The following is an 18,355-nucleotide window of genomic DNA, read 5'->3' as shown; positions in this document are numbered from 1 at the left end:
AGATCGAGATGACCACGACACCTGAATTCCTCACCGATGCACCCCTTGCCGGCACACTCGTCGGCACCGACTTCGACGGCTGGACCGACGCGCTGCGCGCCGAGTTCGCCGACCACGCCCACGACGGGCACGTGGGCTCGCGGCTGCTCAGTGAGAACAGCCGAGTGCGGGTGTGGGAGATCCGCCTCGCGCCGGGCGAGCGGTTCCACGCCCACCGGCACGTTCTCGACTACTTCTGGACCGCGGTCGTCGCCGGACGCAGCCGCCAGCACACCGCCGACGGCACCACCCGCGAGGTGTCCTACGCCGCGGGAGAGACGCGGCACTTCACCTTCGCCGCGGGGGAGTTCCTGCTGCACGACATCGAGAACGCCGGCGACACCGAACTGGTGTTCACCACGGTCGAGCACCTCGACTCGGCCAACACGCCGTTGCCGCTCGGGGGGTGATCGCGACTGGGCGGCGCCCGAGTGGACGTACCGGCACGGCTGCACCACGCTGGTGGCGCACCGGACGAAAGGACACCACGACATGACGGGGACCGTCGATCGGACGGGCCGATCGGTCGACCGCGTCGAAGGCGACCAGAAGGTGACCGGCGCCGCCCGCTACACCGCCGACCTGACACTGCCCGGCCAGGTGTACGCCGCACTCGTCCAGTCCGAGATCCCGCACGGGCTGGTCACCGAGGAGTCGATGCGGGCCGGCGCCGAGCGCGCCTCGGCCGCCCCCGGGGTGCTGCATGTGCTGACGCCGCTCAACTGCCCGCCGCTCGGCGTGCTGCCCGAGGAACTGACCTGGGACCTGCCGCTCGAGCGCCGCCCTCCGCTGTCGGACATGACCGTGCAGCACGTCGGCCAGCACATGGCACTGGTGGTGGCCGACACGGCCGAGAACGCGGCCGCGGCGGCCGCACTGTTCGAGCTGTCGTACGAGCGACTTCCGGCGCAGCTCGACGCTCGCGAGGTGCCGCCGGCTCGCGACGGGCAGGACGGGCCGGTCCGGCACGGCAGCTACCAACCCGACCACTTCGTCAAACTCTCGGAGGAGAAGCTGCAGGACCGCCGCGGCGAACCGCCCGTCGACGCCGCGCACCGGGTGGCCGCGCGCTTCACCACACCGCTCAATGCGCACTACCCGATCGAGTTGTCCGCCACCATCGCCGCATGGTCCGGGGACCAGTTGACCGTCCACGACAGCACCCGCTGGATCGCCGGTGAACGCGCGGCACTGGCCGCGTACCTCGGGATCCCCGAGGGCCGCGTCCGGGTCCTGTCGCCATTGGTCGGTGGCGCGTTCGGCTCCAAGAGTTTCCTGTGGATGCACGTGGTGCTGTGTGCGGTCGCCGCGCGGGAGACCGGGCGGCCGGTGAAGCTGGTGCTCACCCGCGACCAGATGTTCTCGTCCACGGGGCACCGGCCGCGGACCGAACAGGACCTCGTCCTCCTCGCCGACGACGACGGGCACATCCTCAGCACCGAACACCACACGCTCACCGAGACCTCCACCGTCGCGCACTTCTGCGAGCCGGTGGGCCTGTCGACCCGGTTCCTCTACGAATCCCCGCACCTCGAGGTATCGCACCGCACCGCGCGGCTCAATAAGCCCACCCCGTGCTTCATGCGCGGGCCCGGCGAGGCGCCCGGCCTCTTCGCGCTCGAAGTGGCGATCGACGAGCTCGCACACCAGACGGGGCTCGATCCGCTGGCGCTGCGGCTGCGCAATCACGCCGACATCGATCAGGCCAGTGGAAAGCCCTGGTCGGGCAAGCACCTGCTGGAGTGCTACCACACCGGAGCGCAGAGGTTCGGCTGGCAGGATCGACCGCTGGCGCCTCGCGCCCTGCGGCGCGACGGCGTCCAGGTCGGTTGGGGCATGGCGACGGCGACGTACCCGGGACGTCGCATGCCGGCCGGCTGCCGCGTGGTGACCGCTCCGGACGGGACGGTCCGATTCGCCTCGGCCACACATGAGATCGGCAACGGCGTGCGCACCGTCATGACCCAGGTCGCCGCCGACGTCACCGGGTTGCCTCTGTCCCGCGTCACGTTCGAATCCGGCGACTCGGACTTCCCGGCCGCTCCGTACAGCGGGGCGTCGCAGACCACCGCGACGGTCGGGTCGGCCGTGCACGCCGCGGCCACCGAGTGGAAGCGGCGACTCCTTTCGCTGGCCGGTGACAACGCCCAGGGTGTCGACCTCGCCGCGTTGGCAGGAACGCATCACGACCAGCTCACCTTCACCGCCCGAAGCGATGCCGGCGATCAGAGCGGCCAGGCGTCTCAGTCCTTCGGCGCCCACTTCTGCGAGGTCGAGGTGGACGAGCAGATCGGCCGGGTGAGCGTCACCCGGTGGGTCGCGGTGATGGACTGCGGACGGGTGCTCAATCCCAAGCTCGCCCGCAGCCAGGTGATGGGCGGCATCACCTTCGGTCTGGGCATGGCCCTGCTCGAACAGGTGCCCTACGACGCCGACACCGCGCAGATGATCGGCGAGTACTACCTGCCCACGCACGCCGACCGCCCCGAATTCGACGTCACCTTCGTCGAGAGCGACGACTTCGGGCTGGATCCCATCGGTGTGCGCGGGATCGGCGAGATCGGCACGTGCGGGGTGCCCGCCGCCATCGCCAACGCCATCTTCCACGCCACCGGAAAGCGGTTGCGAGAGTTGCCGATCACCCTGGAGGACCTGATGGTTCCGTACCACCCACCCGTGGCCGAGGAGGTGGGATGAGCCCAGACCACGTCGTGGAACTGCGCATCAACGGCGAGACCCACCGCATCGAGACCGACGTCCGCACCACACTGCTCGACCTGCTGCGCGAGCGGTTGCACCTGACCGGCACCAAGAAGGGGTGTGACCACGGCCTCTGCGGCGCATGCACCGTGGCCGTCGACGGCGAACGGGTGGTGAGCTGCCTGACGCTGGCGGTGTCGATCGACGGCTCGGACGTCCTCACCATCGAGGGGATCGCCGACGGTGACGAGCTGCACCCGCTGCAGCGCGCGTTCGTCGAGTGCGACGGGTTTCAGTGCGGGTTCTGCACACCCGGGCAGATCTCGTCGGCGCACGCGATGCTCGCCGAGCACGCCCGCGGCGATCTGAGCACGGTGTCGTTCGACGGATCCCGCGCCGATGTGGTGAACGGGTGCCCCCGTCTGACGGCCGCGGAGATCCGGGAACGCATGGCAGGCAACATCTGTCGCTGCGGCGCCTACGCCAATATCGTCGCCGCCATCGAGGCCGTGGCCGTCAAGGGGCGCACCGGGTGAAGACGTTCGAGTTCCGGCACGCCACCACCGTGGAGGATGCGATCGCGTCCGGAAACGCACCGGGCGCCAGGTACCTCGCCGGCGGCACCAACCTCCTCGACCTGATGAAGGGTGGGGTCGAGCAACCCGAGGCGCTGGTCGACCTGCGGCGGCTCGCACTGACGACGATCGCCCCGACCGCAGAGGGTGGTGCGTTCATCGAGGCGGGCGTGACCAACAGCGCGATCGCCAACCACCCGTTGATCCGCGCCCAGTACCCGGTGGTGTCGCACGCCATCCTCAGCGGGGCGACCACACAGTTGCGCAACATGGCGACCGCCGGCGGAAACCTGTTGCAGCGCACCCGGTGTCCGTACTTCATGCAGACGGCGTTCTCGTCGTGCAACAAGCGCGTCCCGGGCAGTGGCTGTGCGGCGCGGCACGGATTCCACCGCGAGCACGCCGTATTCGGAGCCAGTGACGCCTGCGTGGCGGTCCACCCGTCGGACATGGCGGTCGCACTGGCGATCCTCGACGCCGTCGTGCACGTCCAAGGCCCCGACGGTCGGCGCGCCATCCCCATCGACGGCTTCTTCGCCCTGCCGGGCACCACCCCCGATGTCGACAACACCCTGCGCGACGGCGAACTGATCCTCGGCATCGAGCTGCCGCCATCGGATCTGGCGGACCACTCGTGGTACCTGAAGGTGCGTGATCGGCACAGCTATGCCTTCGCGCTGGTATCCGTTGCGGCGGGACTCCGGGTGGTGGACGGAGTGATCGCATCGGCCGGCCTCGCGCTCGGCGGAGTGGCTGCCAAACCGTGGCGGCTGTACGAGGCCGAACGCATCCTGGTCGGGCGGCCCCCCGGTGAGGAAGCGTTCCACGCAGCCGCCGCCCGGGCGATGGACGGGGCCGAACCGTTGCCGCAGAATGCGTTCAAGATAGACCTCGGCCGTCACAGTGTGGTGCGGGCACTGCACATGGCCGCCGCCGTGCGCGGGGACGACGCCTGACACACCGGGACTTTCCGGCGTCGACGGTGCGTTTGACCGCGTGAAGGCGAGGTCGACTTGTGCACACTCCGCAGAACCCGGCGGCACCGCATCCGGCGGTGTCACCAGCCTCGGCGTCCCGGCAAGGACCGCTGAGCCTGGTCCTGCGGCCGACACCGGCGCCGATCGCCGTGGGCATCGTGGTCGCCGCGGGTTTCATCGCCGTCGAGACGCTTCTGGTCTACTGGCTCAAGCAGATGTCGTCGGTGCACGCCTACGGGGCACTGTTCCTGCTCGGGGTGCTGGTGGTGTCCGCCGGCTGGGGTCTCGCGTTGTCGGTCGCGACGTCGCTGGTCAGCGCGGTGGTGTACTTCTACTTCCACACCGAGCAGGGTGGCTCCGTCGTCGCCGAGGGAATCCAGGACTTCGTCGCGGTCCTGGTGTTCCTGCCGGTCGCGTTGTCGGCCAACCTGCTCGGCAGGCACGCCCGGCTGCGAGCCAGCGAAGCCGAACAGCGCCGTCGCGAGGCCGAGGTCGCGGCGTCACTCGCCGGTGCGCTCGCCGAGCAGCAGTCTGCGCTGCGCCGTGTGGCGACGCTCGTCGCCCGCGGCGTGGCACCCGCCGAGGTATACCCGGCGGCCGTCGCCGAACTGTCCCGAGGTCTGGGGATCCACAACGCCGTCCTGTTGCGCTATACGCCCGGCGGCGCCACGGTCGTGGTCGGTAGCCGCGACGAACGCGGCAACCCGATGATGCTGCAGGGAGAACACCTTTCGCTGGAGGGCGACAACGTCGCGGCCCTCATCCGGCGGGAGGGCCGACCCGCTCGGATCGACTGTCTCGACGATGCAGCCGGATCGACCGCTGAACGCGTGAGACGACTCGGGCTGCGGTCCGCGGTGGGGGCACCGATCATCGTCGACGGCAGGGTGTGGGGCGCGGTGATCGTGGGATCAGCGCTGTGCGAACCACTTCCGGCCGGAACCGAACAGCGGATCGGCGACTTCGCCGATCTCGTCGCCACAGCCATCGCCAACGCCGAAACGCGCGCCGAACTCACCGCGTCGCGCGCCCGGATCGTCACCGCCGCCGATCAGGCCCGGCGTCAATTCGAACGCGACCTCCACGACGGTGCGCAGCAGCGCGTCGTGTCACTCGGACTGCAACTGCGCGGTGTCCAGGCGTCCGTACCCCCTGACCAGCCGGCGCTCAACGACCAGATCTCCCAGGTGATCTCCGGGCTCACCGAGATCGCGGAGATCCTTCGGGAGCTCTCCCGGGGGATACACCCGGCCATCCTCTCCAGGGGCGGACTCGGTCCGGCCATCAAGGCACTGGGCCGCCGCTCACCCGTGCCCGTGACGCTCGACCTGGACGTTCACGCGAGGTTGCCCCAGCATGTGGAGGTCGCGGCGTACTACGTCGTGGCGGAGGCGCTGACGAACGCCGCGAAACACGCCCACGCATCGCAGGTGACGGTCAGCGCCGCCGACACGGGTGACGAACTGCAGCTGACGATCACCGACGACGGAATCGGCGGCGCCGCCGTCGGCGGTGGTTCCGGACTGATCGGGCTCAAGGACCGTGTCGAGGCCGTCGGTGGCCGGCTGGACATCTGCAGCCGGTCAGGTTGCGGAACAACGTTGGTCGCGAGGATTCCGTTCGACGAGCGCACGCCGCAACCGCCATAGGGTCGCAACCGGGCTCAGCGGTGGTCGCGGTGGTCGCGCATGACGCCGAACGGACCGAAGGAGCCGTCGAAAGGGTGCTGCGTCTCACGGCTGGTCTCCGGTCGGATGGACCGGTGGTGCGCATCGCCGATCGGCTCGCACTGAGTGGCTGAGCGGGTCAGTTTCACGCAGCTGGGGCCGGTGGGGGCCGCCGCGGCGACGGGAGCAAGTGCGATCGCGGCGGCACCTGCCCCCACAACCAGGATTGCGACGTAGTTGGTCGGCGTCTTCATGGTCACGCTTCTCCTTCGTTGCGGCCCGCCAGGGCCGCTCAGCCCAAGGATCGCTCTCGATATGGGCTCTGCCATCGGCGCCAGCACCCAAGGGCTGGGCACGCCAGCAGGTACTCGTTCGCCGGATTGCCGCGATTATCGTTTCAGCGCCGCGGCAAATAGAATCGGAGCCGCAATGACCGATACCGCCTCAGGTGTGTCGACGGCCACCGGGCCACAGGCAGACCGCATCTCCTCCGAAGCTCGCCGCCGCAGGACCTTCGCCGTGATCAGCCATCCCGACGCCGGGAAGTCCACGCTGACCGAGGCCCTGGTGCTCCATGCCAAGGCGATCACCGAGGCGGGCGCCATCCACGGCAAGGCGGGCCGGCGCGCCACGGTGTCGGACTGGATGGAGATGGAGAAGGCCCGCGGTATCTCCATCACCTCCACGGCGCTGCAGTTCCCGTATCGCACCCAGGGTGGGGACACCTGCATCATCAACCTGCTCGACACCCCCGGCCACGCCGACTTCTCCGAAGACACGTACCGCGTGCTGACCGCCGTCGACTGCGCGGTGATGCTCATCGACGCCGCGAAGGGTCTGGAACCGCAGACGCTCAAACTCTTCCAGGTCTGCCGCCATCGGGGCATCCCGATCATCACGGTGGTCAACAAATGGGACCGGCCGGGTCGCCACGCGCTGGAGTTGATGGACGAGATCCACGAGCGCATCCAGCTGCAGACCACCCCGTTGACCTGGCCGGTGGGCATCGCCGGGGACTTCAAAGGTGTGCTTGACCGGCGTACCGGTAAATACATCAAGTACACCCGCACCGCAGGCGGTGCCACCGCCGCCCCTGAGGAGCACATCGACGCCGCGAACGCCCACGACGCCGCGGGCGACGACTGGGACACCGCGGTGGAAGAGTCCGAACTGTTGAGCGCCGACGGCGCCGACTTCGACCGCGACTCGTTCCTCCGCTGTACGTCCACGCCGGTCCTGTTCACCTCGGCCATCCTCAATTTCGGTGTCAACCAGCTCCTCGATGTGCTGGCCCAACTCGCGCCGCCGCCGCGCGGCCAGCTCGACGTCGACGGCAACCGCCGCGAACCCACCGCGCCGTTCAGTGCGTTCGTGTTCAAGGTGCAGGCGGGTATGGACTCCGCGCACCGCGACCGCATCGCCTACGCCCGGGTCTGCTCGGGCACCTTCGAGCGCGGCGAGGTCCTCACCCACGCCGCCACCGGCAAACCGTTCGTGACCAAGTACGCGCAGTCGGTCTTCGGCCAGCAGCGCTCCACGCTGGACACCGCATGGCCGGGCGACGTCATCGGACTCGCCAACGCTGCCGCGCTGCGCCCGGGGGACACCCTGTACCGCGACGTCCCGGTGCAGTACCCGCCGATCCCGACCTTCTCGCCGGAACACTTCGCCGTCGCGCGCGGATCCGACCCGAGTAAGCACAAGCAGTTTCGTAAAGGGATCGAGCAGTTGGACCAGGAAGGCGTGATCCAGGTGCTGCGCTCGGACCGGCGCGGCGACCAGGCTCCGGTGTTCGCCGCCGTCGGGCCCATGCAGTTCGAGGTGGCCAGCCACCGCATGGCCGGCGAGTTCAACGCGCCCATCTCGCTCGAACCCCTGCCCTACACGGTCGCGCGCGTCGCCGACCCGGACGACGCCGAACTGCTGGGCAAGCAGGCCTCGGTCGAGGTGTTCACCCGTACCGACGGCGCCGTCATCGCGGTGTTCACCACCAAGTGGCGCCTCGAGAACGTCGAGCGGGATTTTCCCGAGGTGCGGCTGCGCTCGCTGGTGGCCGCGGGAGACTGAAACCTCAACGCACATCGGAAAATTCGACGGCATGCACCGTCTGCGTCTCCGGCACGCCCTTCAGATCGACGGCGCGCGGCGCACCGAAGCCGAAGTCGTCGGCGTCGCCGATCGCCAGGCGCAGCGCATCGCTGACGAGGATCTCGCCGCCGTTGGCGAGATCGGCCACCCGGGCCGCCATCGCGACGTCGAGCCCGAACAGATCGTCGCCCCGCCGGACCGACGTGCCGACGTGCGCGCCCATCCGCACGCGGATGCCGTCTGACCCGCCACCGTCGGCACCGAGCGCCTGCTGCACCGCGATACAGCACCGAACAGCTCCCGCGGGATCCGGGAACGCGATCATGAAACCGTCGCCCTGGTTCTTGACGACGAAGCCCCTGTGGTCGGCGACGTGCCGCCGGATCAGCTGCTCATGTCGATCCAGGAGCTTCACCCAGTCGCGGTGCGATGCCCATCGGTTTGCGCCGCCGCGGTGGGCGCGGTTCGTCGCTCGCCCTGCGCCGTGTGAGTTCCCGGCGGCGGCTCTGCGCCAGCGCCCGCCGCGACCGGAGCAGCAAGATGCCGAGCGTGACGAGGCCGGCGAACTCGATCAGCACGACCGTCCAGAGCGTGACGTTCACGCGACGATCATCCCGGATCCGCCGCGCGCGAGCCGTCCGCGCGTCCGAGTACGGTTCGGCCATGGCCGACGGACGCAGGCGCAGGGATGCCAAACAGGCTCGGCGCGACGCCAAACGCAGGCAGTCGCGCGCGCAACCGCCCGACACCGCGGAAGAGGTGTCGCTGATCGGCGAGGTGGGGCAGGCGCTCGACGGTGGCCACCCGCTGAAGATCCTCAACCTGGTCAGCACTCTGATCCTGGGTACCACCGCCCAGCCGTTGCAGCCTTCCGAGGAGCAACCGCCGACGACCGGCGAACTGGTCGCCGCCCTCATCGACCTGCAGGGTGCGGAGACGACGGCGCTGCTGGCCGTGCTCGGGGACATGCTGATCGAGGACAACGGGCTGCGCGCGCAGTGCCGGCGGGCGGCCGACGAACGTCAAGACTCCCTGCCGGACTGGCTGGCCGACCTGAACCGCACCACCGTTCATCGTGCGGTGCGGATGACGTTCGGACTCGGCGAGGGCCACGAACTGCTCGTCGGCGCCCGGTTCACCGACGGGCAGGAGATGACGTGCGTGGTGTACATCGACCACTCGGAGTCGCCGCGAGTCGGCGACGCGTTCTTCGTCCCCGACTCGATCGATGCCGTTCTCGCCGTCGCACAAGCGAACAACACCGACCCCGACGTGTCCTTCGCCGAGGTCGACGTCTCCAACGCCCGGGCCGGGTTACGCCAGGCGCTCGACAATCCGCTCTCGCTGCTGGCGGTGCGCGACTCGGACACGTGGCCTGCGTGCCGCGCGCTCGTGCAGTGGCTGGCGCAGCTGATGCCTGCGGGCGGTGGAAACGGGTATCCGGTGCCGATGGACTCGGCGAAAGGAGACGACGCATGAAGTTCGGGATCTCGACCTTCGTCAACGACGACAGCATCGACCCGGTCTCGCTCGCGCGGGCGGTCGAGGAGCGGGGCTTCGCCTCCCTCGTCATCGCCGAGCACACCCACATTCCGGCCAGCCGTGAGTCGCCCTACCCCGAGGGCGGTGACCTGCCGTCGGTCTACTACCGCACGCTCGACCCGTTCGTCACGCTGGCCGCTGCGGCCGCGGTGACCTCGCAGATCGAACTGTTCACCGGTATTGCGCTGCTCATCCAGCGAGACCCGATCATCACCGCCAAGGAGGCGGCGAGCATCGACCTGATCTCCGGGGGCCGGTTCGTGTTCGGGGTCGGCGCCGGCTGGAACATCGAGGAGCTGCGCCATCACGGCACCGATCCGAAGACCCGCGGTGCACTGCTCGACGAACGCATCGAGGCGATCAAGGCCCTGTGGACCGACGAACCGGCCGAGTACCACGGCAAGTACGTCGATTTCGCGCCCTCGTACAGCCGTCCGAAACCGGTGCAGAAGCCGCACCCGCCCATCTACATCGGCGGGAACTCCGATGCCACCGTCAAACGCGTCATCCGGCACGGCGCCGGGTGGATCTCCAATCCGCTTCCCACCGAGCAGCTGACCAAGCGCATCGGGCAGCTGCGCGACGGCGCCGGCCACGATGTCCCGCTGGCCATGTTCGGCACACCGGCGAAGCCGGATTACTGGCGGGCCGCCGAGGATCTCGGATTCGAGCAGCTGGCATTACTGCTGCCCACTCGGCCGCTCGACGAATCGCTGAAGAAACTCGACGAATTCGCCGCGATGGTCGAACAGTACCGCGGTTAGGCCCGCTGCTCAGGCGCCGATCAGGACAGACGCCGCGCCGGCCATGTGTTCGCGAACGGTGGCCGCCGCGGTGTCGCCGTCACCGGCTTCGATCGCCTCGACGATCGCCAGATGCCTTCTGGCGTCCATGTTCTTGAGCGCGCGGTCGACACCGGCGAACATGATCGACATCCGGATGCTGCCCTCCAGCGATGACCACGAGTGCAGCAGCGTCTCGTTCCCCGACAGGTGGCACATGGTTCGGTGGAACCGCAGATCGGCCTCGATTCGGTCCTCGAGGTTGGAGGCGGCCCACCGGTCCATCTCCTCGACGGCGTGCCGCAGGGCGGCGACCGCCTCGGTCCGGTCGGGTCGGGACGCCAGGGTCCTGGCCGCCACCGACTCCAGCGCGGCGCGGACCTCGAAGATGTCCCTGATCTCCTTGGCGTCGAGGTGACGCACCGAGAGCCGCCCGCGCGCACCGGCCGAGATGAGGCCCTCCTGCTGGAGTTGGCGCATCGCCTCCCGCAGGGTGCCGCGGCTGATCTGCAGCGCCTCGGACAGGTCGGTCTCCACCAGGTGGGTTCCGGGGGTCAACTGTCCGGTGGTGATGGCCCGCCGCAACGCCGTGAGCGCCTGCTCGCGCAGACTGGTCTTCTCCAGACGCAGCAGCGACGTCCCATCGACGGACATGAGGTGCTCCCTGACTGTCAACATTCAGCTGTCGACATCTGAGTCTACAGCCGGGCGCGCACGGTGGCGATGATCTGCGCCGTCGACAGGCCGTAGCGATCGTGCAGCGTCGGCAGCGCGCCGGCCGCCAAGAACTCGTCGGGCAGTGCCACCGGGGTGACCTGCTTGCCGATTCCACGCCGTACCGCCGCCGACGCGACCGTCTCGAACAGCCCGCCGACCACGGTGTGGTTCTCGCACGTCAGCACCAGACGGTCGGTGTCGACCTGCGCCAGAACGGTTTCGGTGTCGAACGGTTTGATTGTCGGGGTGTGCACCACGGCGACGTCGACGTTGTCATTCGCCAGCCGTTCCGCCGCCTGCAGTGCCCGCATCGTCATCAGACCCGAGGAGATCAGCACCACGTCGGTGCCGTCGCGCAGGACTTTGGCCTTCCCGAGTTCGAAGCGGTAGTCGTACTCGTCGAGCACCGTCGGCACGTTGCCGCGCAGCAACCGCAGATAGGTCGGGCCGGGGTGTTCTGCCAATTGGGGGACGGCTTGTTCGATGTCGACCGAATCGCAGGGGTCGACGATCGTCAGGTTCGGCATCCCCCGGAAGATCGCGATGTCCTCGGTCGCCTGGTGCGACGGACCGTATCCGGTGGTGAGGCCGGGCAATCCGCCAACGACGTTGACGTTGAGGTTCGGTTCGGCGATGTCGAGGCAGATGAAGTCGTACGCGCGGCGGGCGGCGAACACCGAGTAGGTCGACGCGAACGGCACCAGGCCGGTCTCGGCCATTCCCGCCGCCGCGCCGTACAGCAGCTGCTCGGCCATCCCCATCTGGAAGAACCGCTCCGGGAACGCCTTGGCGAAGATGTGCATATCGGTGTACTTGCCCAGATCGGCTGTCAGACCGACGATCCTGTCGTTCTCCTGGGCGGCGCGGACCAGCGCATGACCGAACGGTGCCGGCGCGGTCTTCTGGCCCGGGTCGGCGAACGAGGCGATCATCGCCGAGGTCTTGAGCTTCTGTGGCGCAACGGATGTCATGCGGATACTCCTCGGAAACCTTCGGTCAGCTGATCGCGGCAGATCTGCCATTCGTCAGCGTCGATGCGCATGAAGTGCGCTTTTTCTCTGTTCTCCAGCAGCGGTACGCCGCGTCCGATCCTGGTGTCGCACAGGATGACCGACGGGCGGTCGCCTCCGGAGTCGCCGATGCGGTCGAAGGCGTCGAGCAACTGCTCGACGTCGTTGCCGTCGATGCGGGCGGCGTCCCAGCCGCACGCCGCCCATTTGTCGACGACGGGTTCGGTGCGAAGCACGCCCGCGGTGGGGCCGTCGGCCTGCAGCGCGTTGATGTCGACCATGGCGATCAGGTTGCCCAGCCGGTGGTGCGCGGCACCCATCGCGGCCTCCCAGGTCGAACCCTCGTCGAGTTCGCCGTCGGAAAGGAAGTTGATCACCCGCGCCGGTGACCCCTGGTGGCGTAACCCCAGGGCCATCCCGACCGCCACCGTCAGGCCGTGGCCCAGCGATCCGCCCGAGATCTCCATTCCCGGTGTGTAGCTGGCCATTCCGGACATGGGCAGCCGGGAGTCGTCGGATCCGTAGCTCTCCAGTTCCTCGACGTCGATGATGCCGGCTTCGGCCAGGGCCGCGTAGAGGCCGATGGCGTAGTGCCCGGTCGACAGCAGAAACCGGTCGCGGCCCTCCCAGTGCGGGTCGTCGGCGCGGTAGTTGAGCTGATCGACATAGACGGTGGCGAGCATGTCGGCGGCTCCCAGAGCCTGACCGACATAGCCCTGGCCCTGGGCCTCACCCATGTTGAGGGCGTGGTGACGCATCCGGTAGGCAGCGTCGACCACTCGCTGGGCCCGCATCACGCGGCCAGCGCGTGGGACTCGGCGGCGGCCTTCTCGGCGGCCTTGCGCTCGGCGGGACCCCATGTCTCCCGTGTCGCCAGGGCGGCCCACAGGCCGATCGCGGCGTAGCCGGAGAAGAGCAGTGCCGGACCCACCCAGCCGAACCCCTCGTACAGCAGGGTGGTGATGAACGGTGTGAAACCGGAGACCATTGCCGAGATCTGGTAGGCCAGGGACGCACCGGATGCCCGGGTGTTGGCGGTGAACAGCTCGGGGAACCAGGCGCCCTGGGCGCCGGCCAGCGCGTTCTGGCAGACGCCGTAGGAGATGACGAAGGTCGCGATGATCAGCCACATCAAACCGGTGTTGACCAGAAGGAACATCAGCACGCCGAAGGGGATCGCGAACGCGCATACGCCGATGTACACCGGGCGGCGCCCGATCCGGTCGGTCAGGCGTGCCCACCCCATCGTCGCGAAGATCCCGAGGAAGGATGCGATGCACAGCGCGACAAGGGTTTCGGTCGCGGTGGCGACCCCGGTGCTCTTGAGGTAGCTGATCATGTAGGTGATCGAGACCGCGTACCCGGCGGTCTCCGCGATGCGCAGGCCGATACCGCGAACGATGTTGCGCCAGTCCTTCTTGACGACCTCGACGATCGGGGCCTTGACGACCTTGCCCTCGTTCTTGACGTCTTCGAAGACCGGCGACTCGGGCACCTTGGCGCGGATCACCAGGCCGACCATGACCAGCACGATGCTGGCGAGGAACGGCACCCGCCACGCCCAGTCACCGCCCAGGTGGACGCTCACCAGGAAGACGAGGTTCGCCAGCAGCAGTCCGACGGGGAAGCCGGCCTGGACGATGCCGGTGTAGCGGCCCTTCTGCTTCCACGGTGCGTGTTCGTAGCTCATCAGGATCGCGCCGCCCCATTCGGCGCCGAACGCGAGGCCCTGGATGATGCGGACGGTCACCAGCAGGATCGGGGCCAGGACACCGACTGCGGCGTAGGTCGGCAGCAGGCCGATGGCGAACGTCGCGAGGCCCATGACGATGAGCGAGGCGACCAGCACCGGCTTGCGGCCGACCTTGTCGCCCAGGTGACCACCGATGATGCCGCCGAGCGGGCGGGCGGCGAATCCGACGCCCAGCGTCGCGAAGGCCGCGAGCGTACCGGCGACCGGGCTGGAGTTGGGAAAGAAGGCGGTGCCGAAGTAAAGGGCGGCCGCCGTGCCGAACCCGATGAAGTCGTAGGTCTCGATCACTGCGCCGACACCGGAACCGATCGCGACCCGCTTGGCGTCCGGTGTGCCGTGCACCGGGCCCCGCATCTTCAGAGCGTCATCGCTCATGGTGGTCATCCTTTCAAACGCTGCTCTTGCTGGTCTTCCAACCGGCGATCCAGGTCACTGTCGACGGTCAACAGTGCGGTACGCCTCTCAGTGTGACCACGCGCACATCCCACTGTCAACAGTCAACACAAATCGCCTGTCGGGAGTTGACTGTTGACAGTCAACGTGGATACTGTGGTGGTCATCACAGGAGGTGACATGACCCCGACACTCCACAGCCGCCTCGGCTGCTCGACGATCAGCTTCCGGCACCAGCCGCTGCCGCAGGCGCTGCAGACCATCGCCGCCCTGGGCTTCGAAGAGATCGACCTGGGCGCCCTGCCCGGCGTGTGCGACCACGTCCCGTACGTCCTCGACGAGTCGGCGGTCGCTGAGGTCGCCGCCGACGTCGCGGCCTCCGGGCTGCGGGTGCGGTCCATCAACGGCGACATCGGAGACCTCAACGCGTCGTTGACCGGCGCCGAGGAGCGGGCCCGGGTTCGCCATCTCGACATGCTCGTCGCGCTCGCCGCGGCGACCGGCGCTCGCGCGCTCGTGCTGCCCTGCGGTGCGCTGAGTCACCACCCCCTGCGCTCACTGGACGAGGACCTCGATCGCGTCGCCGACGAACTCGTCGCGGCCGCACACGTGGCCGCGGCCGGCCGCGTCGAGCTGTGGACCGAATCGCTGCACTTCCACCGCCTGTGCTGCGACATCGACCGGGCGCAGGCGCTCACCAGCCGGTTCGGACCGGAGGTGGGCATCGTGATGGACTTCAGCCACATCGTGGCCTCAGGTGGCGACCCCGTCGACTTCGTCTGCCGGTTCGGGCCCCGCATCGCTCACGTCCACATCCGCGACGCGGCGCCCGGCGACATCAATCTTTCGGTCGGCAACGGCGCGGTCGACTTCGGCCGGGGCCTCAAGGCGCTCGCAGACGCCGGCTACCACGGCCATTTCTCGCTGGAACTCGAGACCCGCGACATCACCCACGACGAACGCCCGGCGGCGGCAGTGCGCGCCGGGCAACTGATTTCCGAACTGATCTGAGGAGAACCCATGCAGAACAAGACCGCCGTCATCACCGGCGCCACCTCCGACAAGGGCATCGGCATGGCCGTGGCCGAGCGCTACGCCCGTGAGGGCTGGGCCGTCGTCGTGCTCGACCTCGACGGCGAGAAGTCGGCGAAGGTCGCCGCGGAGATCGGCAACCAGTACGCGGTGCCCGCCTTCGGCCACGCCGTCGACGTCACCTCCGAGGACTCCGTCGGCGCCGCGCACGCCGCCGTGGCCGCCGAGGTCGCCTCGGGGAACCTGCCTCCGGTCGGTGCACTGGCCAACATCGCCGGCATCACCTCGCCCGTCCCGTTCCTCGAGACCACCCTCGAGCAGTGGAACAAGGTGATGGCCGTCAACGCCACCGGCACCTACCTCGTCTCGAAGGCGTTCCTGCCTGACATGATCGACCAGGGCTGGGGCCGCATCGTCAACATGTCGTCGGTATCCGCGCAGCGCGGTGGCGGAGTGTTCGGCAAGGTGCCGTACTCCTCGGCCAAGGCCGCGATTCTGGGGTTCACCAAGTCGCTGGCACGCGAGATCGCCCACACCGGTGTGACCGTCAACGCCGTGACTCCCGGTGCCGTCGACACCAATATCCGGGTCGGCTCCACCGACGAGCAGGAAGCGAAGCTGGCCGCCGACATCCCCGTCGGCCGCACCGCCACCACCGACGAGGTGGCCGCGGTCATCACGTTCCTGTCCAGTGAGGACGCCAGCTATCTGACCGGCACCACGGTGGACATCAACGGGGGCAGCCACATTCACTAGCGTCTGCCCTCACCGGCAACGCCGCTGCCCATGCCGGGCGATCCGCGGACTTTCCCGCCCACGCGATGTACCCGTCGGGCCGGACCAGCACGGCTGGCCCCTCGTCGCCGCGCTCGGCCTGCCCGCCGTCGAACGCCTCGATGTCTGGCGCGCCGCGCTCACGGACGAGTACGAGCGCGGTGTTCGCAGCAGCTCGCGTCGTCGGCGCCGGCCAGGACGGCGGCGATCTTCCAGGCGCGGTCGGCGGGCACCTCGTCGGGCCCCCGCGCTTTCGGCCCTCACGCCCGACCGCAGCGCCGAACGGGCGGCCCTGGTCGGTTCGCAGCTGATCGGGGTCGCGGTCGCCCGGAACATCCTCGCGTTGCCGCCGTTGGCCGGCATGGACGACGAGACCCTCATCGACGGGCTGCAGCCGGTGCTGGCCCACTATCTGTCGGGCGGCGCCGGACGTCTGCGTGACGGCCGGTTCCGTCAAAATGCCGCTTCGGGTACCTCCATGAGACCCAGGTCAACCGATTCGATGACGCCCCGCAGGGCGCTGAGCTGGGGAAGGACGTTCGCTGTGAAGAACGCTGCCGTGGCGATCTTGCCTCGGTAGAAGGCGTGGGCCGACGAGTTCTTCACCAGCGCCTCCTGGGCCGCGTTGGCCTGCGCGAGCAGCCTCCAGCCGATGAACAGGTCACCTACGGCAAGCAGGTATGGCACTGACTGCATCCCGATCTTGTAGATCTGTGCCGGCTGCTCTGAAGCGGACAGCAGGTACTCCGTGAGGGCGCCAGTCATCGCCTGCACGTCTTCCAGTGCGGTGCGCACTCTTTCGGCCTGCTTCTTCAAGCCGGCGTCGGACGTCTCGACGGTGTGGCTGATCTGAGATGAGAGATGCGCCAGCGCCGCGCCGCCATCGCGGACGACCTTGCGGAAGAAGAAGTCGAGTGCCTGAATCGCGGTCGTGCCCTCGTACAGTGAGTCGATCCTGGCGTCGCGGATGTACTGCTCGATCGGATAGTCCTGCAGGTAGCCGGACCCGCCGAGCGTTTGGAGGGACTCGGTCAGGATGCCGTATGCCCGTTCCGAGCCGGCACCCTTGACGATCGGCAGCAATAGATCGGCGACGCGGTGGGCCATCGCCGGATCTGCACCCGACACGTGCTGCGCCACATCGGCGTTCTGGTGCGCGGCGGCGTACAGGTACAGTGCCCGCAACCCCTCGGCATACGCCTTCTGCGTCATCAGACTGCGCCGTACATCGGGATGTTTCATGATGGTGACTCGCGGCGCGGTCTTGTCGGTCAGCTGCGTCATGTCGGCGCCCTGCACTCTTACTTTGGCGTATGCGAGTGCGTTGAGATAGCCGGTGGAAAGCGTGCCCGCCGACTTGACCCCGATGGTCATCCGGGCGTGTTCGATCACCGTGAACATCTGCGCGATGCCGTTGTGCACGTCGCCGACGAGGTAGCCGACCGCCGGTATGCCGTGAGCGCCGAAGGTCAGTTCGCACGTGGGGGAGGACCTCAAACCCATCTTGTGCTCCAAGCCGGTCGCGAAAACGCCGTTGCGCGGTCCGAGTTCGAGTGTGTCGGGGTCGAACAGGTACTTCGGCACGTAGAACAGACTCAGACCCTTTGTGCCCGGCCCAGCACCGTCCGGCCGCGCCAGTACGAGGTGGAAGATGTTCTCGGCGCACGGTCCGACGTCGCCGCCGGAGATGAACCTCTTGATGCCCTCGATGTGCCAGGTACCGTCCGGCTGAGCGCTCGCCCGCGCACGACCGGCGCCGACGTCAGAGCCGGCGTCCGGCTCGGTCAGCACCATGGTCCCGGCCCATCCGCGTTCGAGTCCACCTGCCGCCCAACGTTTTTGCTGATCAGTGCCCACCATCGCGAGTGCCTGCGCCATGGTAGGACCCAGAGCCCAGAAGAACGCCGCCGACGGATTCGCGCACACCAGCATCTCCTGTATCGCCCATGCGAGCGGGGCCGGAGCAGGGATGCCCCCGATTTCCTCGGCGATGCCGATGCGCCACCATTCGGCCGCCTTGACCGCATGCACCGACGCGACCAACGAGGGGTGTACCGAGAGCGTGTGGTTCGCCGGGTCGAGAACCGGGGGGTTGCGGTCGGCGTCGGCGAACGAGTCGGCGAGCGGGCCCTCCGCAAGGCGGGCCACCTCATCGAGCATCATTCGGGCCGTGTCGGCATCGAGGTCGCCGTAGTCACCGGCGTCGAGGACCGCCCCGAGGCGCAGAACCTCGAAGAGGTTGAACGCGATGTCGCGCACATTCGCGATGTAGTGGCCCATGGGCGTCCCCCATCTTGCGAGATGAG

19 protein-coding genes and 1 pseudogene are annotated in these 18,355 nt (G+C 68.5%); 11 read left to right on the top strand and 9 right to left on the bottom strand.

The annotated features are described in order from the left end of the window. Positions 1–8 precede the first annotated feature (8 nt). From G6N30_RS13385 to G6N30_RS13365, 5 genes are all read left to right on the top strand, one after another. Positions 9–449, top strand: coding sequence for a cupin domain-containing protein (locus tag G6N30_RS13385; RefSeq protein WP_134053517.1), 441 nt, complete (start codon positions 9–11; stop codon positions 447–449). An 82-nt stretch (positions 450–531) separates the two neighbouring features. Continuing rightward, a complete protein-coding gene (locus tag G6N30_RS13380; protein WP_134053515.1) occupies positions 532–2,736 on the top strand; it encodes a xanthine dehydrogenase family protein molybdopterin-binding subunit in 2,205 nt (734 codons plus the stop codon). Beyond that, positions 2,733–3,275, top strand: a complete 543-nt coding sequence (locus G6N30_RS13375; RefSeq protein ID WP_134053513.1) for a (2Fe-2S)-binding protein — start codon at positions 2,733–2,735, stop codon at positions 3,273–3,275. Before G6N30_RS13380 ends, G6N30_RS13375 begins: the two co-directional genes overlap by 4 nt. Further along, positions 3,272–4,270 carry an FAD binding domain-containing protein gene (locus G6N30_RS13370; RefSeq protein WP_134053511.1) on the top strand — a complete coding sequence of 333 codons (999 nt, stop codon included), beginning with the start codon at positions 3,272–3,274 and terminating at the stop codon, positions 4,268–4,270. The genes G6N30_RS13375 and G6N30_RS13370 overlap by 4 nt, the downstream gene beginning before the upstream one ends. 98 nt (positions 4,271–4,368) lie before the next feature. Then, positions 4,369–5,940: a sensor histidine kinase gene (locus G6N30_RS13365; protein WP_234880180.1), complete on the top strand. Its 1,572-nt coding sequence runs from the start codon at positions 4,369–4,371 to the stop codon at positions 5,938–5,940. A gap of 14 nt (positions 5,941–5,954) precedes the next feature. Here the strand turns inward: G6N30_RS13365 and G6N30_RS13360 are convergent, their stop codons facing one another. Next, entirely contained in the window at positions 5,955–6,218 is a 264-nt protein-coding gene (locus tag G6N30_RS13360) for a hypothetical protein (RefSeq protein WP_134053509.1), read from the bottom strand. Positions 6,219–6,387: 169 nt separating this feature from the next. On the opposite strand from G6N30_RS13360, the gene G6N30_RS13355 reads away from it, so the two are divergent. Then, a complete protein-coding gene (locus tag G6N30_RS13355; RefSeq protein ID WP_134053507.1) occupies positions 6,388–8,025 on the top strand; it encodes a peptide chain release factor 3 in 1,638 nt (545 codons plus the stop codon). Between the two features lie 4 nt (positions 8,026–8,029). On the opposite strand, the gene G6N30_RS13350 is transcribed toward G6N30_RS13355, so the two are convergent. After that, on the bottom strand, positions 8,030–8,461 hold the full coding sequence (locus tag G6N30_RS13350) for an adenylate/guanylate cyclase domain-containing protein (protein WP_166674586.1): 432 nt from the start codon (positions 8,459–8,461) through the stop codon (positions 8,030–8,032). After that, entirely contained in the window at positions 8,439–8,648 is a 210-nt protein-coding gene (locus G6N30_RS27245) for a hypothetical protein (RefSeq protein WP_166674585.1), read from the bottom strand. The genes G6N30_RS13350 and G6N30_RS27245 overlap by 23 nt, the downstream gene beginning before the upstream one ends. Before the next feature lie 61 nt (positions 8,649–8,709). On the opposite strand from G6N30_RS27245, the gene G6N30_RS13345 reads away from it, so the two are divergent. Next, the gene (locus G6N30_RS13345; protein WP_134053505.1) at positions 8,710–9,525 is read left to right on the top strand and encodes a hypothetical protein; all 816 of its coding nucleotides are present in this window, start codon (positions 8,710–8,712) and stop codon (positions 9,523–9,525) included. Further along, positions 9,522–10,352 (top strand): LLM class F420-dependent oxidoreductase, encoded by an 831-nt coding sequence (locus G6N30_RS13340; protein ID WP_134053503.1) that lies wholly within the window; start codon positions 9,522–9,524, stop codon positions 10,350–10,352. Before G6N30_RS13345 ends, G6N30_RS13340 begins: the two co-directional genes overlap by 4 nt. A gap of 9 nt (positions 10,353–10,361) precedes the next feature. Here the strand turns inward: G6N30_RS13340 and G6N30_RS13335 are convergent, their stop codons facing one another. The 4 genes from G6N30_RS13335 to G6N30_RS13320 are packed head-to-tail and all read right to left on the bottom strand — an operon-like array spanning position 10,362 to position 14,225. Further along, entirely contained in the window at positions 10,362–11,024 is a 663-nt protein-coding gene (locus G6N30_RS13335) for a GntR family transcriptional regulator (protein ID WP_134053501.1), read from the bottom strand. A 44-nt stretch (positions 11,025–11,068) separates the two neighbouring features. Continuing rightward, on the bottom strand, positions 11,069–12,058 hold the full coding sequence (locus G6N30_RS13330) for a transketolase family protein (protein ID WP_134053499.1): 990 nt from the start codon (positions 12,056–12,058) through the stop codon (positions 11,069–11,071). Beyond that, positions 12,055–12,891, bottom strand: coding sequence for a transketolase (locus G6N30_RS13325; protein ID WP_134053497.1), 837 nt, complete (start codon positions 12,889–12,891; stop codon positions 12,055–12,057). Before G6N30_RS13325 ends, G6N30_RS13330 begins: the two co-directional genes overlap by 4 nt. Next, complete coding sequence (locus tag G6N30_RS13320) at positions 12,891–14,225, bottom strand: MFS transporter (RefSeq protein ID WP_134053495.1); 1,335 nt, start codon at positions 14,223–14,225, stop codon at positions 12,891–12,893. Before G6N30_RS13320 ends, G6N30_RS13325 begins: the two co-directional genes overlap by 1 nt. 198 nt (positions 14,226–14,423) lie before the next feature. Here G6N30_RS13320 and G6N30_RS13315 point away from each other — a divergent pair, with 198 nt between their 5' ends. Next, positions 14,424–15,254, top strand: coding sequence for a sugar phosphate isomerase/epimerase family protein (locus G6N30_RS13315; protein WP_134053493.1), 831 nt, complete (start codon positions 14,424–14,426; stop codon positions 15,252–15,254). 9 nt (positions 15,255–15,263) lie between these two features. Continuing rightward, positions 15,264–16,031: an SDR family NAD(P)-dependent oxidoreductase gene (locus tag G6N30_RS13310; protein ID WP_134053491.1), complete on the top strand. Its 768-nt coding sequence runs from the start codon at positions 15,264–15,266 to the stop codon at positions 16,029–16,031. Here the strand turns inward: G6N30_RS13310 and G6N30_RS27450 are convergent. Further along, entirely contained in the window at positions 16,006–16,122 is a 117-nt protein-coding gene (locus tag G6N30_RS27450; RefSeq protein ID WP_325053513.1) for a hypothetical protein, read from the bottom strand. The genes G6N30_RS13310 and G6N30_RS27450 overlap by 26 nt on opposite strands. Here G6N30_RS27450 and G6N30_RS13305 point away from each other — a divergent pair. After that, positions 16,072–16,404, top strand: a pseudogene (locus G6N30_RS13305) (TetR/AcrR family transcriptional regulator); the annotation flags it as partial. The gene G6N30_RS27450 and the pseudogene G6N30_RS13305 sit on opposite strands and share 51 nt — an antisense overlap. Before the next feature lie 98 nt (positions 16,405–16,502). On the opposite strand, the gene G6N30_RS13300 reads toward G6N30_RS13305, so the two are convergent. Beyond that, positions 16,503–18,329 (bottom strand): acyl-CoA dehydrogenase, encoded by a 1,827-nt coding sequence (locus G6N30_RS13300; protein WP_134053487.1) that lies wholly within the window; start codon positions 18,327–18,329, stop codon positions 16,503–16,505. Positions 18,330–18,355 lie beyond the last annotated feature (26 nt).

The organism is Mycolicibacterium litorale, from assembly GCF_010731695.1.
Lineage (GTDB): Bacteria > Actinomycetota > Actinomycetes > Mycobacteriales > Mycobacteriaceae > Mycobacterium > Mycobacterium litorale.
The sequence above is the reverse complement of the archived record's forward strand: the minus strand, read 5'-3'. Positions and strand labels throughout refer to the sequence as shown.

What these genes read in the sequence shown, in the direction of transcription:
- G6N30_RS13300 (WP_134053487.1), bottom strand. Translation starts at nt 18,329, where the DNA reads ATGGGCCACTACATCGCGAATGTGCGCGACATCGCGTTCAACCTCTTC.
- G6N30_RS13325 (WP_134053497.1), bottom strand. Translation starts at nt 12,891, where the DNA reads ATGCGGGCCCAGCGAGTGGTCGACGCTGCCTACCGGATGCGTCACCAC.
- G6N30_RS13330 (WP_134053499.1), bottom strand. Translation starts at nt 12,058, where the DNA reads ATGACATCCGTTGCGCCACAGAAGCTCAAGACCTCGGCGATGATCGCC.
- G6N30_RS13340 (WP_134053503.1), top strand. Translation starts at nt 9,522, where the DNA reads ATGAAGTTCGGGATCTCGACCTTCGTCAACGACGACAGCATCGACCCG.
- G6N30_RS13345 (WP_134053505.1), top strand. Translation starts at nt 8,710, where the DNA reads ATGGCCGACGGACGCAGGCGCAGGGATGCCAAACAGGCTCGGCGCGAC.
- G6N30_RS13385 (WP_134053517.1), top strand. Translation starts at nt 9, where the DNA reads ATGACCACGACACCTGAATTCCTCACCGATGCACCCCTTGCCGGCACA.
- G6N30_RS13320 (WP_134053495.1), bottom strand. Translation starts at nt 14,225, where the DNA reads ATGAGCGATGACGCTCTGAAGATGCGGGGCCCGGTGCACGGCACACCG.
- G6N30_RS13375 (WP_134053513.1), top strand. Translation starts at nt 2,733, where the DNA reads ATGAGCCCAGACCACGTCGTGGAACTGCGCATCAACGGCGAGACCCAC.
- G6N30_RS13315 (WP_134053493.1), top strand. Translation starts at nt 14,424, where the DNA reads ATGACCCCGACACTCCACAGCCGCCTCGGCTGCTCGACGATCAGCTTC.
- G6N30_RS13355 (WP_134053507.1), top strand. Translation starts at nt 6,388, where the DNA reads ATGACCGATACCGCCTCAGGTGTGTCGACGGCCACCGGGCCACAGGCA.
- G6N30_RS13310 (WP_134053491.1), top strand. Translation starts at nt 15,264, where the DNA reads ATGCAGAACAAGACCGCCGTCATCACCGGCGCCACCTCCGACAAGGGC.
- G6N30_RS13380 (WP_134053515.1), top strand. Translation starts at nt 532, where the DNA reads ATGACGGGGACCGTCGATCGGACGGGCCGATCGGTCGACCGCGTCGAA.
- G6N30_RS13335 (WP_134053501.1), bottom strand. Translation starts at nt 11,024, where the DNA reads ATGTCCGTCGATGGGACGTCGCTGCTGCGTCTGGAGAAGACCAGTCTG.